The organism is Paraurantiacibacter namhicola (assembly GCF_001687545.1).
In the GTDB taxonomy this organism is placed as follows: Bacteria; Pseudomonadota; Alphaproteobacteria; order Sphingomonadales; family Sphingomonadaceae; genus Paraurantiacibacter; species Paraurantiacibacter namhicola.
This window is the reverse complement of the sequence record NZ_CP016545.1, coordinates 2,333,981-2,349,060: the sequence shown is the minus strand read 5'-3', so window position 1 is coordinate 2,349,060 and position 15,080 is coordinate 2,333,981. Positions and strand designations below refer to the sequence as shown.

The 15,080-nt window shown below is 65.1% G+C and carries 13 protein-coding genes; 9 read left to right on the top strand and 4 right to left on the bottom strand.

Going from position 1 to position 15,080, the window contains the following annotated elements; all coding sequences use genetic code 11:
- The first annotated feature begins 19 nt into the window (after window positions 1–19).
- The 5 genes from gatC (at window position 20) to gatB (ending at window position 5,580) form a co-directional block, all read left to right on the top strand.
- Entirely contained in the window at window positions 20–322 is a 303-nt protein-coding gene (gene gatC, locus A6F65_RS11490) for an Asp-tRNA(Asn)/Glu-tRNA(Gln) amidotransferase subunit GatC (RefSeq protein ID WP_067788953.1), read from the top strand.
- Window positions 323–436: 114 nt separating this feature from the next.
- Window positions 437–1,924, top strand: a complete 1,488-nt coding sequence (gatA, locus tag A6F65_RS11485) for an Asp-tRNA(Asn)/Glu-tRNA(Gln) amidotransferase subunit GatA (protein WP_067788950.1) — start codon at window positions 437–439, stop codon at window positions 1,922–1,924.
- Window positions 1,918–2,880 carry a class I SAM-dependent methyltransferase gene (locus A6F65_RS11480; RefSeq protein ID WP_157093130.1) on the top strand — a complete coding sequence of 321 codons (963 nt, stop codon included), beginning with the start codon at window positions 1,918–1,920 and terminating at the stop codon, window positions 2,878–2,880. The genes gatA and A6F65_RS11480 overlap by 7 nt, the downstream gene beginning before the upstream one ends.
- Before the next feature lie 42 nt (window positions 2,881–2,922).
- Entirely contained in the window at window positions 2,923–4,011 is a 1,089-nt protein-coding gene (locus A6F65_RS11475; RefSeq protein ID WP_067788944.1) for an acyltransferase family protein, read from the top strand.
- A gap of 63 nt (window positions 4,012–4,074) precedes the next feature.
- Window positions 4,075–5,580 (top strand): Asp-tRNA(Asn)/Glu-tRNA(Gln) amidotransferase subunit GatB, encoded by a 1,506-nt coding sequence (gene gatB, locus A6F65_RS11470; protein ID WP_067788942.1) that lies wholly within the window; start codon window positions 4,075–4,077, stop codon window positions 5,578–5,580.
- A gap of 50 nt (window positions 5,581–5,630) precedes the next feature.
- Here the strand turns inward: gatB and A6F65_RS12965 are convergent, their stop codons facing one another.
- Window positions 5,631–6,263, bottom strand: coding sequence for a hypothetical protein (locus A6F65_RS12965; protein ID WP_157093129.1), 633 nt, complete (start codon window positions 6,261–6,263; stop codon window positions 5,631–5,633).
- Between the two features lie 112 nt (window positions 6,264–6,375).
- On the opposite strand from A6F65_RS12965, the gene A6F65_RS11460 reads away from it, so the two are divergent.
- The gene (locus tag A6F65_RS11460; RefSeq protein WP_067788933.1) at window positions 6,376–6,831 is read left to right on the top strand and encodes a tRNA (cytidine(34)-2'-O)-methyltransferase; all 456 of its coding nucleotides are present in this window, start codon (window positions 6,376–6,378) and stop codon (window positions 6,829–6,831) included.
- 99 nt (window positions 6,832–6,930) lie between these two features.
- Here the strand turns inward: A6F65_RS11460 and A6F65_RS11455 are convergent, their stop codons facing one another.
- The 3 genes from A6F65_RS11455 to A6F65_RS11445 form a co-directional block, all read right to left on the bottom strand.
- On the bottom strand, window positions 6,931–9,825 hold the full coding sequence (locus tag A6F65_RS11455; protein ID WP_067788928.1) for a M16 family metallopeptidase: 2,895 nt from the start codon (window positions 9,823–9,825) through the stop codon (window positions 6,931–6,933).
- A gap of 84 nt (window positions 9,826–9,909) precedes the next feature.
- Window positions 9,910–10,635: an ABC transporter permease gene (locus A6F65_RS11450; RefSeq protein ID WP_067788926.1), complete on the bottom strand. Its 726-nt coding sequence runs from the start codon at window positions 10,633–10,635 to the stop codon at window positions 9,910–9,912.
- Window positions 10,632–11,579: an ATP-binding cassette domain-containing protein gene (locus A6F65_RS11445; RefSeq protein WP_067788923.1), complete on the bottom strand. Its 948-nt coding sequence runs from the start codon at window positions 11,577–11,579 to the stop codon at window positions 10,632–10,634. The genes A6F65_RS11450 and A6F65_RS11445 overlap by 4 nt, the downstream gene beginning before the upstream one ends.
- A gap of 89 nt (window positions 11,580–11,668) precedes the next feature.
- Between A6F65_RS11445 and A6F65_RS11440 the strand changes: the two genes are divergently transcribed.
- The 3 genes from A6F65_RS11440 to clpB all read left to right on the top strand — a co-directional run bounded on the left by A6F65_RS11440 (window position 11,669) and on the right by clpB (window position 15,062).
- Window positions 11,669–12,127, top strand: coding sequence for a hypothetical protein (locus tag A6F65_RS11440; RefSeq protein WP_067788917.1), 459 nt, complete (start codon window positions 11,669–11,671; stop codon window positions 12,125–12,127).
- A complete protein-coding gene (locus A6F65_RS11435; protein WP_067788914.1) occupies window positions 12,127–12,348 on the top strand; it encodes a helix-turn-helix domain-containing protein in 222 nt (73 codons plus the stop codon). Before A6F65_RS11440 ends, A6F65_RS11435 begins: the two co-directional genes overlap by 1 nt.
- Before the next feature lie 134 nt (window positions 12,349–12,482).
- Window positions 12,483–15,062, top strand: a complete 2,580-nt coding sequence (gene clpB / locus A6F65_RS11430; RefSeq protein ID WP_067788911.1) for an ATP-dependent chaperone ClpB — start codon at window positions 12,483–12,485, stop codon at window positions 15,060–15,062.
- Window positions 15,063–15,080: the final 18 nt, after the last annotated feature.

Genomic DNA, 15,080 nt, shown 5'->3' with positions numbered 1-15,080 from the left:
GCGGCTAACGCTTTGCGCCATGTCTGTGACCCGTGAAGAAGTGGCCAAGATTGCCGGCCTGGCGCGCATCGCGATGGACGATGCGGAGCTGGACCGCATGGTCCCCGAACTGAACAACATCCTCGACTGGGTGGAAACGCTGGCCGAGGTGGACACTGCCCAGGTAGAACCGATGACCGCCGTCATCCCGCAAGCCCTGCGCCTGCGTGAGGACGTGATCGACGCCGACCCGCTGACCGGCGGCAATGTGCGCGAAAAGGTGCTGGCGAATGCGCCTGCGGCGGAACACGGCTTCTACGGCGTGCCCAAGGTGATCGAGTGATCGCACGCGCAACCTGCGTGACCATGCACGTTATCCCCGGCGCAGGCCGGGGTCTCCTTCAATCTGACGAAGCGCAAGCGGGACGAGGTCCCAGCCTTCGCTGGGACTCATAAGATGACAGAACTCACCAATCTCGGCGTAAAGGCCATCCGCGATGGCGTGAAAGCCGGCGACTTCACCGCGCGTGAAGTGGCGGAGGCACATAACGATGCGGTCGCGGCCGCCAACGAGGCTCTCAACGCCTTCATCGTCACCACGCCCGAAATCGCGCTGCAGGCCGCCGACCTCGTGGATGCGGACCGCGAGGCGGGCAAGGACCTTGGCCGCATGGCCGGCGTGCCGATCGGCATGAAGGATTTGTTCGCCACGCGCGGCGTGCAGACCACGGCGGCCAGCCACATCCTCGAAGGCTTCACCCCGCAGTACGAAAGCACCGTCAGCCACAATCTGTGGTCCGAAGGCGCCGTGATGCTGGGCAAGCTGAACCTCGACGAATTCGCCATGGGCTCCAGCAACGAGACGAGCCATTTCGGCAATGTCGCCAACCCCTGGCGCCGCGCACGGGGTGACAATGCCAAGCTGGCACCGGGCGGTTCCTCCGGCGGTTCCAGCGCCAGCGTGGCCGCGCGCATTGCCGCTGCCGCCACGGGCACGGATACGGGCGGCTCCATCCGCCAGCCCGCCGCCTTCACCGGCATCTGCGGCATCAAGCCGACTTATGGCCGCTGTTCGCGTTGGGGCACGGTGGCCTTTGCCAGCAGCCTCGATCAGGCAGGCCCCATGGCCCGCAGCGTGGAAGATTGCGCCATCATGCTGGAAGCCATGGCAGGCTTCGATGCGAAGGATTCCACCAGCCTCGATGCGCCCGTGCCGGACTGGTCGGCTGCGCTGGACGCAGACCTGAAGGGCAAGCGGGTCGGCATCCCCAGGGAATACCGGATGGAGGGCACGGACCAGGCCATCCTGGACCTGTGGGACAAGGGCGCGGACATGCTGCGCGATGCGGGCGCACAGATCGTCGACATCTCCCTGCCGCACACCAAGTATGCGCTGCCCGCCTATTATATCGTCGCTCCTGCCGAAGCCTCCAGCAACCTCGCCCGCTATGACGGCGTGCGATACGGCCTGCGCGACCTGCCCGAAGGCGCGAACTTGCAGGACATGTACGCCGCCACCCGCGCCGATGGCTTCGGGGAAGAGGTGAAGCGCCGCATCCTGATCGGCACCTATGTGCTCAGCGCCGGTTTCTACGACGCATACTACACCCAGGCGATGAAGGTGCGCACGCTGGTGCAGCGCGACTTTGCCGAGGCGTGGCACGATTGCGACGTGGTGCTCACCCCTACCACGCCCACCGCCGCCTTCGCGCTTGGCGACAAGAGCGACGATCCGCTGGCCATGTATCTGAACGACGTCTTCGCCGTGCCCGCTTCGCTGGCCGGTCTCCCGGCCATGAGCGTGCCGGGCGGACAGGACGCGGACGGTCTGCCCTTGGGCCTCCATCTAATCGGCCAGCAGATGGACGAACAGGGCGTGCTGAACGCAGCCCTAGCCATCGAACAGCGCGCCGGGTTCACCGCCCAGCCGGAGAAGTGGTGGTAGGCAAGCGCAGCCTTACGGACCGGCTGGCCGACCTCTTCCTCGCCCTGCTGGTCCGGCTCATTGCGCCATTGCTGCGTGCGGCGTGCCGCCGTCCTGCGGATTTCCCTGCGCTCCAGAAAGCGGCCGACCGGGCGCGGGTGCAGCTTCGCTCCACGCATTACTACCACCCAACATATGCCGATGCGGACCTGCCTGCCGATGTCACGCAGCCGCGCGACCTGCCGGGGCTGGACCTGGACGAGGCGGGCCAGCTCGCCCTGCTGGAGCGGTTCGATTACGCCGAAGAGCTGTCGCAATTCGCCGCCGCGCCGCAGCCCGGCCTCGCCTTCCATTACGGCAATGGCAATTTCGGGGAGGGGGATGCGGACGCGCTTTATGCCATGATCCGCACGCTGAAGCCGCGCCGGCTGGTGGAGATCGGCAGCGGCTTTTCCACCCGCATGGCCGCTGCCGCCATCGCCCATGCCGCCCGCACCGACGATGCCTATCGCTGCGATCACACCTGCATAGAGCCTTATGAGATGCGCTGGCTGGAAGAGCTGGGCGTGAATGTCGTGCGCGAACGGGTCGAGGACGTGGACCGCGGCATCTTCGACAGCCTTCAGGCGGGCGATATGCTGTTCATCGACTCCAGCCATGTCATCCGGCCTTTCGGCGACGTGCTGACCGAATACCAGCGGATCATCCCGCGCCTGGCGAAGGGCGTGGTGGTGCATGTGCATGACGTTTTCACACCGCGCGATTACCCGGAACGCTGGCTGCGCGAGGAGCGGCGCCTCTGGAACGAGCAATATTTGCTGGAGACCATGCTCGCCCATTCGCCGCGCTACCGCGTGCTGCTGGCGCTGAACTGGCTGCACCACGCGCATCCCGAGCGGGCGGCAGCGGCCTTCCCCGGCCTCGCCCGAAGGCCCGATGCGGAGCCGGGATCGTTATGGTTCGAAGTGGCGGCATAGCTTGCGCGCGCTGCACACAGGCGGCTATCGCTCCGCTCGACCATGACAGCTGCGACAACCAGACCCGCCGGCTCCGCGCCAACACCGCCCGGCCATCCCGGCAAGCTGCGCACGGTGGAGATGGGGCGCGGCATCGCGGCGCTGGCGGTGGTGGCGTTCCATGTGAATGCAACGGCCAGCTTCAACGGCCTCGCCACCAGCATCTGGACCGGGCCGCTGCAATTCGGCGTGGACTTCTTCTTCGTCCTGTCCGGCTTTATCATCACATACGTCCATCGCGCCGATGTGGGACAGACGGCGAAGGCATGGCCTTACGCCTTGAAGCGCTTCATCCGGCTGTATCCGCTGCTGTGGCTGGTGGTGGGCGGCTGGATCGTGCTGCGTACGCTGATGGGCGAAATGCCAAGCGCGGCGGAGGCGGGGACGTCGCTGCTGCTTTATCCCAGCACCGCCATGCCCGTGCCCAATGTGGTGTGGACGCTGCGGCACGAGATCCTGTTCTACCTCGCCTTCTGTGTCGCCATCGCCAATCGCACGGCCGGCCTCGCCCTGTTCGGCGCGTGGACGCTGGCGGTGCTGTGGCAGATGGCGATGATCGCGGGCGGCAATCCGGTGGAAGGCGTTGGCGCCATGGTGCTGTCCAGCTTCGTGCTCGATTTCGTGATCGGCGCGCTGGTGGCGCTGCTGGCCGCGCGCCGCCGCGTCGACAGCTGGTGGCCGCTGGTGCTCGGCTTGGTGCTGGTAGTCGCTTATTCGGCCAGCTGGGTGGTCTTCGGCTGGAGCCGCACGGGCACGCTCGATTACACCAGCTGGGGGAACCTGCTGATCCCGCTTGGTGGGCTTGCCTTCGGCCTGACGCTGTACGGCCTGCTGTGCGTGGAGGACCGCGTGCGCGTGCCGCAGTTTGCCGTCCTGCTGGGCGGGGCGAGCTATGCCATCTACCTCGTCCATGTGCCCGTGCTGGCCGTGCTGCAGCGCTTCATCGCACCGCTGGGGGACGGGATCGCGCATGTGCTGCTGTTCGCGGCTGCCAGCGCGGCGGGCGTGGTGGTCCACCTGCTGTTCGAACTGCCGGTGACGAAGGCGCTCCGCAATCGCCTGCTGCCGCGCCGAAAGCCCGCTGACGCTTGAATTGTGCGCCCCCCGCGCTATCGCGGACAGGCACTTGCGAACACGCATACAGAGACATTTGACATGAGCGATTCCACCTACCGCATCCAGGGCGCGACCGGCGAATGGGAGGTCGTGATCGGCCTTGAAGTCCACGCCCAGGTCACCAGCCAGGCCAAGCTGTTCAGCGGCGCTGCGACCGCCTTCGGGGCGGAGCCGAACAGCAATGTCAGCCTGGTGGATGCGGCCATGCCCGGCATGCTGCCCGTGCCGAACCAGGAATGCATCCGCCAGGCGGTGCGCACGGGCCTCGCCATCGATGCGCAGATCAACAAGTGGTCGCGCTTCGACCGCAAGAATTACTTCTACGCCGACTTGCCGCAGGGCTACCAGATCAGCCAGCTTTACCACCCGATCGTGGGCGAGGGATCGCTGACTATCGACGCGGACGAGAAGGCGGGCATCGCGCAAGACAAGGTCATCGGGATCGAGCGCATCCATATCGAGCAGGATGCGGGCAAGCTGATGCATGACCAGCATCCCACCATGTCCTATGTCGACCTCAACCGCAGCGGCGTGGCGCTGATGGAAATCGTCAGCCGCCCGGACATGACCAGCCCGGCCGAAGCGGGCGCCTATGTCCGCAAGCTGCGCAGCATCCTGCGCTATGTCGGCAGCTGCGACGGGAACATGGAAGAAGGCTCCATGCGCGCTGACGTCAACGTGTCCGTCCGCAAGGTGGGCGACACGGAGCTGGGCACGCGGACCGAGACGAAGAACGTCAATTCCGTGCGCTTCGTGATGCAGGTCATCGAATACGAGGCGAACCGCCAGGTCGGCGTGCTGGAAGATGGCGGCAGCGTGGACCAGGAAACGCGCCTGTTCGACCCCGGCACCGGCACGACGCGGACTATGCGCAGCAAGGAAGACGCGCATGATTACCGCTACTTCCCCGATCCGGACCTGCTGCCGCTGGTTCTGGAGCAGAGCTTCGTGGACGACTGCAAGGCCAGCCTGCCCGAATTGCCGGACGCCAAGCGCGCCCGCTACACCGGCGAGCTGGGCCTGACCGATTACAACGCGCGCGAACTGACGGCGGAAGTGGAAACCTTCGCCCGTTTCGAGCAGCTGCTGGAGGAAACAGCCAAGGCCACCGGCAAGCCGGAAGCCAAGGTCTCGACGCAGGTCGCCAACTGGGCGCTCTCGGTCGCGCCGGGCGTGATGAAGTCGCTGGGCGATGAAGCCAACCCCGCCCACGCCACTGCCGCCGCGCAGGCGCAGATACTGGCGATGCAGGACAAGGGCGAGATTTCCGGCGGCCAGGCCAAGGAAATTTACGAAATCGTCCTGAAAACCGGCCGCGACCCCTCCGAAATCGCCGAGGCGGAAGGCCTGAAGCAGGTCAGCGATACTGGCGCCATCGAAGCCGCCGTGGACGACATCATCGCCGCCAATGGCGACAAGGTGGAACAGTACAAGGCGGGCAAGGACAAGCTGTTCGGCTTCTTCGTCGGCCAGACCATGAAGGCCATGCAGGGCAAGGCGAACCCGGCTGTCGTGAACCAGATTTTGAAGGACAAATTGGGGTAGTCACCGCCGCACGGCAAGCCACCGATCTTTTCTGATCCGAGGTCGAACGCTTACGATATTTTGCGTTTTATTCTTGGCTTGGCATTTTTCGCATATTCAAGAAAATTGTCCGCGATTCCGGTAGCGATCTTCTGCTCTACGTCTTCGAAGTCGGTTCCTTCCTCAATTGGGAATAGCTTTAATTTATTGCCTCCTTTACCCTTGTGGCGATAGGTCCATTTTTCATTATCGGTGTAATACCGAAAATCAAATCCGGTTAGAAAGCGGTCGCCCCAGACAATATCTTGAATCAATTTATGATCGCGAATGTGTAGCTCGAAATAGCACGGGTTTGAGGAATCTTCGCGCCGACCTTTCCTTTTGTTGGTAGTATTCAGGTCTTCCGAGGTAAGGTGAGGTATTACCTTTGTGTCAGGTGGAAGTCCGAGTGCGGTAACCGGATCAGCCTCTATCACTGCCGATATTTGCAATTCGGGAGTCGCAATGGATTCGAAATCTTGGGGTACATCGCTGCGGCCCCGTCCAAAATGGAGCTGCCCGACGATAAGGGGAATGTCGTCGAATTTCTCCGCCGACCAGACGTGCAATTCGCATTTGGGCTCTTCTGGAGCTTCTTGCGCAACCGCTGATGCGGCGCCTGCGCTAAAAGCTGAAATACAAAGAAAGAACGATACCCTGCGCATGTGTGCGGCCCCTCGCAAAATGTTGCCTGAAATAGACCAGAACCTTGTCTGGACCAGCAAGAAAATTGTCAATCAAAAGGCAGAAAATAGCATATAGGTCCAACGGATTAGCATGACCGCCATCGTCCTCGTCCAGCCTGAAATCCCGCACAATACCGGGGCCATCGGGCGCACCTGCGTGGCGCTGGATATGGAGCTGGTGCTGGTCCATCCGCTGGGCTTCGCGCTGTCGGACAAGCACCTGAGGCGTAGCGGGCTGGATTACTGGCAGCATGTGCGGCTGGCAGAGTTCGCGGACTGGGCGGCGTTCCTGGCCGAGCGGCAGCCGCGCGGCGACCAGCTGTTGCTGTTCGAGGAGGATGGGGAGACCAGCTTCTACGACGCGGAATACCCGGAGGATGCTTATCTCGTTTTCGGCAGCGAGACGCAGGGTATCCCGCCCGCCATCCGCGCGGCCCATGCGGACCGGCAATTCCACCTGCCGATGCGATCGCCGCACATCCGCAGCCTCAACCTCGCCAACACGGTAACGGCGGCGGCCTATCAGGCTTTGCGGCCCACGCCTTAAAGTTCTCCGCTCACCCTGAGCTTGTCGAAGGGTGACTGGCGCCGTGCCAGCCATCCTGCTTCGACAAGCTCCGCATGAGCGGTTGAGAGAGCGAAAATTCTACCGCAGGCTGGCGGCGTCCAGATATTCGATCTCCATGTCCAGGCCTTCCAGCTGGCTGTCGATCACCTTGCGGTCACCCACCACGATCACCACCAGATTATCCGGCTGCAGGTACTGCGCCGCGGCCGCGTTGAGCTGCGGCGCGCCGAGACCGGCGTAGATGCTGGGCAGGGTGGCGTAGTAATTGTCCGGGCGGCCGAGGCGGCGGTTCTGCACGATGGCGCCCAGCACCTGGCCGTTGGTTTCGAACCTGTTGGGCAGGTTGCGGATATTGCCCTGCGTCACGCGCTGCAATTCCACATCGTCCACTCCGCGCGCGGCGGGGAAGGCGGTCATCTCCTCGAAGATCAGTTGGATGGAATCGCCCGTCCGGTCGGACTGGACCGGGGTGAACACCGTCAGCAGGCGCGGCCCGGCATTGCTGGTGATGGTGCTGCGGATGCCATAGGTCCAGCCCTTGTCCTCGCGCAGGTTCGAATTCAGCCGGCTGAGGAAGCCGCTGCCGATCACTTCATTGGCCAGTTCAAGCGCTTCGGTCCCCTGCGAGGTGCCGGTCAGCGGCAGAGCGCGGGCGAGCAGCAGCACGCTTTGCGGGCTGTTGGGCCGGTCGATCACCACCAGGCGCGGGCGCGCGTCAGGCAGCGCGGTATCGAGCGGAGCCTTCTGCCCTGCGGCAGCGGCCGGCTCGGCCCAGTCGCCGAAAGCCATCTCCAGCTGCGGCAGGAGCTCTTCCATGGTCACATCGCCCACCACGGTGATCTGCGCCTTGGAGGGGCGGATCCACGCGGCATGCAGGCTGGACAGCGCATCGGGCGTCACCAGCCCCAGCGTGGTCGCGCGGCCCAGTGCGCCGACAGAACCGTAAGGGTGGTCATCGCCGAAGATCAGCGGCCCGGCGGCCAGGCTGGCAAGGCCCGTGGGGCTGGCGAGCTGCTGGTCGATGGCGGCGAGGCGCTGGTCGCGCACACGCTGCGTCACATTGGCATCGAAGGCCGGGTTGCGCACCACATCGGCCATCAGCATCAGCGACGGGGCAAGGTTGGCGGTCAGTGCGGTCAGACCCACGCTGGTGGTGTCCACCGAAAGGCCGGTGGAGATATTTGCGCCCAGCAGCTCCTGCTCCTCGGCGATCTCGACCGTGCTGCGGCTGGTCGTGCCTTCTTCCAGCATTGCCACCATCAGGCCCTGCGCGCCGGAGGTCTGGCGCGTGTCGGCGGAGTAACCGGCATCGAATTCCAGCAGCATGGAGACCTGCGGTACAGCGGTGCGGCGGGCCAGTGTCACCGGGATGCCGTTGGAAAGCGTGGCGCGCTCGATCGTCGGGAAAGTGACCGGCGGCGTGTCCTTCAGTGGCGGGAATTCGCGCGGCGGGCCGGTTTCCAGCGGCGGGGCGGGCAGCTTGGCATCGGGCTCCGCCGCGGCGACGGTATCCTCGTCACCCCAGCCGCCCATGCTGCCGCCATCTTCCGTCCGCTCACCCGGTTCGATCACCAGCGTGAAGCTGGGGCGCGAGGTCCAGCGCTGCATTGCGCCCTGCACATCGGCAGGGGTCAGCCCGGCCATGCGGTCCAGTTCCACCCGGTAATGCCCCGGATTGCCCGCATACAGCAGGCCTTCGGCAAGGATCATGCCCTTGCCGCCAAAGCCGCCAACGCGCTCCAGCCCGCTGATCTGCCCGGCCACGGTCTGCGTGGCGGAGCGGGCCAGTTCGCCCTGCGTGGGACCACCGGCGAGGTAATCGCCCATGATTTCGCCAAGGCGCGCCTCTGCCTTGTCGGCATCGACCCCCGGCTTCACATCGACGGAGACGATCAGCATGGACAGGTCTTCGAACTGAAGGCTGTAGGCCGAAACGCTGGTGGCCAGCTGCTCGTCACGCACCAGGATATTGTCGAGGCGGCTGGAGGCGAGGCCGCCCAGCACGTTCATGCCGATGGCCAGCGGCACGGCATCGGGATCGGTCAGTGCCGGGCCGGTCCATGCGCGCACGATGCGGGTGGCGGGCACCTGGTCCACCATTACGCGGCGCACGGGCGCATCCAGCGTGACCGGGCCGGCGGACACGTCCACCACTTCGGGACCTCGCGGGATGGCGCCGAACCAGCGTTCCACCATCGGACGTGCGGTTTCCACGTCGATATCGCCGGCCAGAACCAGGACGACATTGTTGGGCCCGTAATTGTCCATGAACCACTTGCGCACATCGGGGATGCTGGCGGCGGAAAGGTCCGCCATGCTGCCGATGGTGGAGTGGCGATAGGGGTGGCCAACCGGCAGCAGCCCGTCAGCCAGGGCATAGAAGGTCAGGCCGTAAGGCTGGTTATCGCCCTGCCGCTTCTCATTCTTCACCACGTCGCGCTGCTTATCCAGCTTCTCCTGCGTGACTGCGCCCAGCAGGTAACCCATGCGGTCGCTTTCCATGAACAGCGCCAGGTCCAGCGCGCCCGTGGGTACGGTTTCGACGTAATTGGTGCGGTCGTACCAGGTGGAACCGTTGGTGCTGGTCGAGCCTGCGGCTTCCAGCGGGATGTCGAAATTCTCCACATTCTCGCTGCCGCCGAACATCAGGTGCTCGAACAAATGGGCAAAGCCGGTCAGGCCGCGCGGTTCGTGCTTCGATCCGACGCGGTAATAGGTGGTCACGCCCACCAGCGGCGTTTTGCGATCGGTGTGGACCAGCACGGTCAGGCCGTTGTCCAGCTCGAACCGCTCGTAGGGGATGTTCACTTCCGAAGTCAGCGCGGATAGCGGGGCCGGCTCTGCCATATCCGCCGCCTGCGCGGGCGCGGGATCGGCGGCTGCCATGGGCGCGGTCTGCTCCATGGTCTGGCAGGCGGCAAGCGCCAGCGGTAGGAGTGAGATTGTGGCGAGCTTGGAAGTCATGCGGCGCATCAGGTGTCCCCCGGGAACGATATGGTATTGATTCTGCGGTGCAGGCTAGCAGCGTATCCGGGGGTTTCCAGCGTTTCCGGCGAATTAGCGAAAGGCGCGGCGCGGCAAATCGACGAGCAGCAGACAGCAGGCGACGAGACCACCGGCCAGGCCCATCCACACCGGGTCCAACGGCGCGTCCGGCCCCACGCTGCGCAGCGTGATGACCCAGGGGAACCAGTCCGCCTGGTCCGTACCGGTCAGCATGACAGCCAGGCCGACCATGGTCCCGGCAATGCCCACGGCAAGCGGGATGACGAAATTGGCATAGCGGAGCGCGATCCACGCCTGGATTGCCACGACCAGCGCCGCGGCGCCCAGCAGCCTCACGGAGGCCTGCGCCACCTCCACGAAGCCGAAGCTGCCTACCGGCGTGTAGCCCGTGGCCAGCCCGCCGAGCCAGCCGACCAGATAAGCGTAGGCAAAGACCAGGAAGGTCATCCCGGCAACGGCCGTGCAGATGATCACCAGCTTCGCTGCAAAGACCTGCCACCGCGGGAAGGGCTGGGTCAGCACGTGGTCCCAGCTTTTCGCGCGGTGTTCCACCTGCGCCACCAGCGTGCAGAAAGTGGCAATGACCATGGGCAGCAGGAACATGGCCCACAGCGGCAGCACGAAGCCGCCCATCATCGAGCTCCAAGCCGGTGCCCGGTCATTGGCCAGCATGGCAAACATCACCAGCAGCGCGGTCAGGCCCGGCACCACCAGGGCGAACAGCAGGGCGAGCGAGCCGCGCAGCTTGGCGGCCTCCCATCGGATCAGGCGGATCATGCGGCTTTCCTTTCATTGGTTTGAGCTTCTTCGGTCGGCGCGGCGCTGCCCTTGTAGAGGTCCTCCAGCGAGAGCCGCTGCGAGCCCAGCGAGGAGACGGCGAGGCCTGCCTCCACCAGGATGCGGTTGATGCGGGCGCATAGCGGGGCGAGCTCGCCATCGGGCGGCGCGTCCACGGTCAGGGTGGCGCCGCCGGAGACATGCGCCGCGAGGCCTTCGGCTGTGAGCAGCGACGTGGCACGCGCAGCATCGTCCACCTCCAGCGCGATGCGGCGACCGCTGCCTAGCAGGTCCTGTAGTGGTCCCTGCATCGCCAGCCTTCCCTTGCGCAGCAGGCCGACATGGTCCGCCACCTGCTCCACCTCGCCCAGCAGGTGGCTGGAGATCAGGACGGTGCAATCCATGCGGGCGGGCAGGTCGCGCACCAGGGCGCGCATGTCAGCGATGCCGTCGGGGTCGAGGCCATTGGTCGGCTCGTCCAGCAGCAGCAGCTTTGGACTGCCCAGCAGGCTGCGCGCCAGGGCCATGCGCTGCCGCATGCCGAGCGAATATTCGCTGACGCGGCGCGCGGCATCGGCGCGCATATCCACCACCTCCAGCACCCGGTCGACCTCGCTGGCGGGCAGGCCCAGCAGGCGGCGCGCCACGTCCAAATTCGCGCGGCCGCTGCGGTGGTCATAGAGGGCGGGGCTTTCGATGAAACTGCCCACCTGCCGCAGCAGGGACAGCCTGTTTTGCCCAAGTGGCTGGCCCAGCAGGCGCACCTCGCCCGCATCGGCCGGCATCAGCCCCAGCAGCAGGCGCATCGCCGTGGTCTTGCCCGCGCCGTTGGGGCCCAGGAAACCGTAAACGCGCCCGGCCGGGACGCTGAGATCCAGCCCGCGGATCACCGGCTTGCCGCCCAGGCTCTTTCGCAATCCGTGGGTTTCTATCGCTGCATGCATTGCATTCCGCCTCACATTTCGTTTAAGTCTTGCTTAAAGCATCGCTTGGCGCGAATTTAAGTCAAGCTTAAATTTCGAAGGAGTGTGAAATGGACGGATCGAAGCGCTATGCAAGGCTGGTCGCGCTGGCCGCGGGCGGCTGCACTGTGCTGCTTGCGCTGTTCCTGCTGCTGGAGGCGACATCGCTGATCGGCGGGTGGACTCAGCCCGGATACTGGTCCTTCCGGCGGCTTTCGATGATACCGTACCTGCTGGCCGTGGCCGACATCGCGCGGGCCAGCTGCAAGGTTTCGAAAGGCGCCGCGCTGCCCGATGCGCTGCCCAAGATGCTGCGCCGCGTGGGCGCGCTGCTGGCGCTGGGCGGCTTCATGGACCTGACGGGCACGTCACTGCTGCTGATGGCGATCTGGCCGGACCGGTTCTCCACCATCGCCCATTTCGACCCATCCTACCTCGCCGTGATGGTGGTGGGCATGATGCTGTGGCTGGTCGGGCGGCTGGCGGCGCGGGCCTTTGTCATGGCGAAAGAGCTTGAGGAGTTCGTCTGATGCCGATGGCGATCACGCTCGACCGGGTGCTGCAGGATCGCGGGCTGACCAGCAAGGAGCTGGCCCAGCGCGTGGGCATCAGCGAAACGCAGCTGTCGCTGTTCAAGTCCGGCAAGGTGCGCGGCATCCGCTTTTCCACCCTGTCGAAGCTGTGCCTGGTGCTGGATTGCAAGCCTGGCGAACTGCTGGATTACGAGCCCGACCCAGCCGACATGGAGTGAATTCTCCGCCTGCCCCCTCGCAAGCGCGCGCAAGGGTCCTATATGCGAGTAACACACCTGCCGGAGCGCAGGGTCTTGTGTTGCAAATTGGCAACACTATGTGGGCAGGGACAGTTTGAAAGAGGGCACTTCGCATGGACCTTGAAAAATTCACCGATCGGGCGCGCGGCTTCCTGCAAAGCGCGCAGACCGTTGCCATCCGCATGAACCACCAGCGGATCACGCCTGCGCACCTGCTGAAGGCGCTGCTGGAGGATAGCGAGGGGATGGCGGCCGGCCTGATCCAGCGCGCCGGCGGCGACCCGCGCCGCGCGGTGGACGAGGTGGATGCCGTGCTGGCCAAGATCGCTTCGGTGACCGGGGGCGGGGCGCAAGCGACGCCGGGCCTCGACAATGATGCCGTGCGCGTGCTGGACCAGGCCGAGCAGGTCGCGGAAAAGGCGGGCGACAGCTATGTGACCGTCGAGCGCCTGCTGATGGCGCTGGCGCTGGCCAAGACCACCTCTGCCGGCAAGGCGCTGGAGGAGGCTAAGCTGGATCCGCAGGCGCTGAACGTCGCGATCAACGAATTGCGCGGCGGCCGCACGGCGGACAGCGCCGGGGCGGAAAACGCCTATGACGCGATGAAGAAATACGCCCGTGACCTGACCGAAGCGGCCCGTGCGGGCAAGCTGGACCCGGTGATCGGCCGCGACGAGGAAATCCGCCGCGTGGTCCAGATCCTGGCCCGGCGCACCAAGAACAATCCCGTCGTGATCGGCGAGCCCGGCACCGGCAAGACCGCCATCGCCGAAGGCCTGGCCCTGCGCATCGCCAATGGCGACGTGCCGGACAGCCTGCGCGACCGGCAGCTGATGGCGCTGGATTTGGGCAGCCTGATCGCAGGCGCGAAATATCGCGGCGAGTTCGAGGAGCGGCTGAAGGCCGTGCTGGACGAGGTGAAGGGCGCGGACGGCCAGATCATCCTGTTCATCGACGAAATGCACACGCTGATCGGCGCGGGCGCGTCCGAGGGTTCGATGGATGCGGGCAACCTGCTGAAACCCGCCCTTGCGCGCGGCGAACTGCACTGCATCGGCGCGACCACGCTGGATGAATACCAGAAATATGTGGAGAAGGACGCCGCCCTGCAGCGCCGTTTCCAGCCGGTCTATGTCGAGGAGCCGAGCGTGGAGGACACCGTCTCCATCCTGCGCGGCCTGAAGGAAAAGTACGAGCTGCATCACGGCGTGCGTATCACCGACGGGGCCATCGTGGCGGCCGCGACCCTGTCCGAACGCTACATCACCGACCGTTTCCTGCCGGACAAGGCCATCGACCTGATGGACGAGGCCGCCAGCCGCATCCGCATGGAAGTGGAAAGCAAGCCGGAGGAAATCGAGAACCTCGACCGCCGGATCATCCAGCTGAAGATCGAGGAATCCGCGCTCGGCAAGGAAGCCGACGAGGCGTCCAAGGACCGGCTCGCCGCCCTACGCGAAGAGCTGGCAAACCTCGAGCAGCAGTCGAGCGAACTCACCACACGCTGGCAGAACGAGCGCGACAAGATCCACGCCGAAGCGCGCGTGAAGGAAGAGCTTGACGCCGCCCGTATCGAGCTGGAGCAAGCGCAGCGCGAAGGCGACCTGCAGAAGGCGGGCGAGCTGTCCTACGGCACCATCCCGAAGCTGGAGAAGCAGCTGGAGGAGGCTGCCGGCCATACCGAAAACGCCCTGCTGCGCGAGGAAGTGACCGAGGACGATATCGCCGGTGTCGTTTCCCGCTGGACCGGCGTGCCGACCGACCGGATGATGGAAGGCGAACGCGAGAAGCTGCTGAAGATGGAAGAGGCGCTGGGCAGGCGCGTGATCGGGCAGACGGACGCGGTCAATGCCGTGTCCAAGGCGGTGCGCCGCGCGCGCGCAGGCCTGCAGGATCCGAACCGCCCGCTGGGCAGCTTCCTGTTCCTGGGCCCGACCGGCGTCGGCAAGACGGAGCTGACCAAGGCGCTGGCGCAATTCCTGTTCGACGATGACCGCGCGATGGTGCGCATCGACATGAGCGAGTTCATGGAAAAGCACTCCGTCGCCCGCCTGATCGGTGCGCCTCCGGGCTATGTTGGTTACGATGAAGGCGGCGTTCTAACAGAAGCGGTTCGTCGGCGGCCTTACCAGGTCGTGCTGTTCGACGAGGTGGAGAAGGCACACAGCGACGTCTTCAACGTGCTGCTGCAGGTGCTGGACGATGGCCGCCTGACGGACGGGCAGGGCAGGCAGGTGGATTTCAGCAACACGCTGATCATCCTCACTTCCAACCTCGGCAGCCAGTACCTGTCAAACCTGACGGACGACCAGAAGGTGTCCGATGTCGAAAGCCAGGTGATGGACGTGGTGCGCGGGCATTTCCGCCCCGAATTCCTGAACCGGCTGGACGAGATCATCCTGTTCCACCGCCTGGCGATGGAGCACATGGCTCCCATCGTCGATATCCAGGTCGCGCGCGTGCAGAAGCTGCTGAAGGATCGCAAGGTGGTGCTGGACCTGACGGACGGCGCTAAGAAGTGGCTCGGCCGCGTGGGGTACGATCCCGTCTATGGCGCGCGTCCGCTGAAACGCGCGGTGCAACGCTACGTGCAGGACCCGCTGGCCGAAAAGATCCTGGCCGGCGAAGTGCCCGACGGCAGCACCGTGCGCGTGGACGAGGGCGACGGCGAGCTGCAGTTCAAGGTGAGCTGATAACTCAGGACCGGCGTC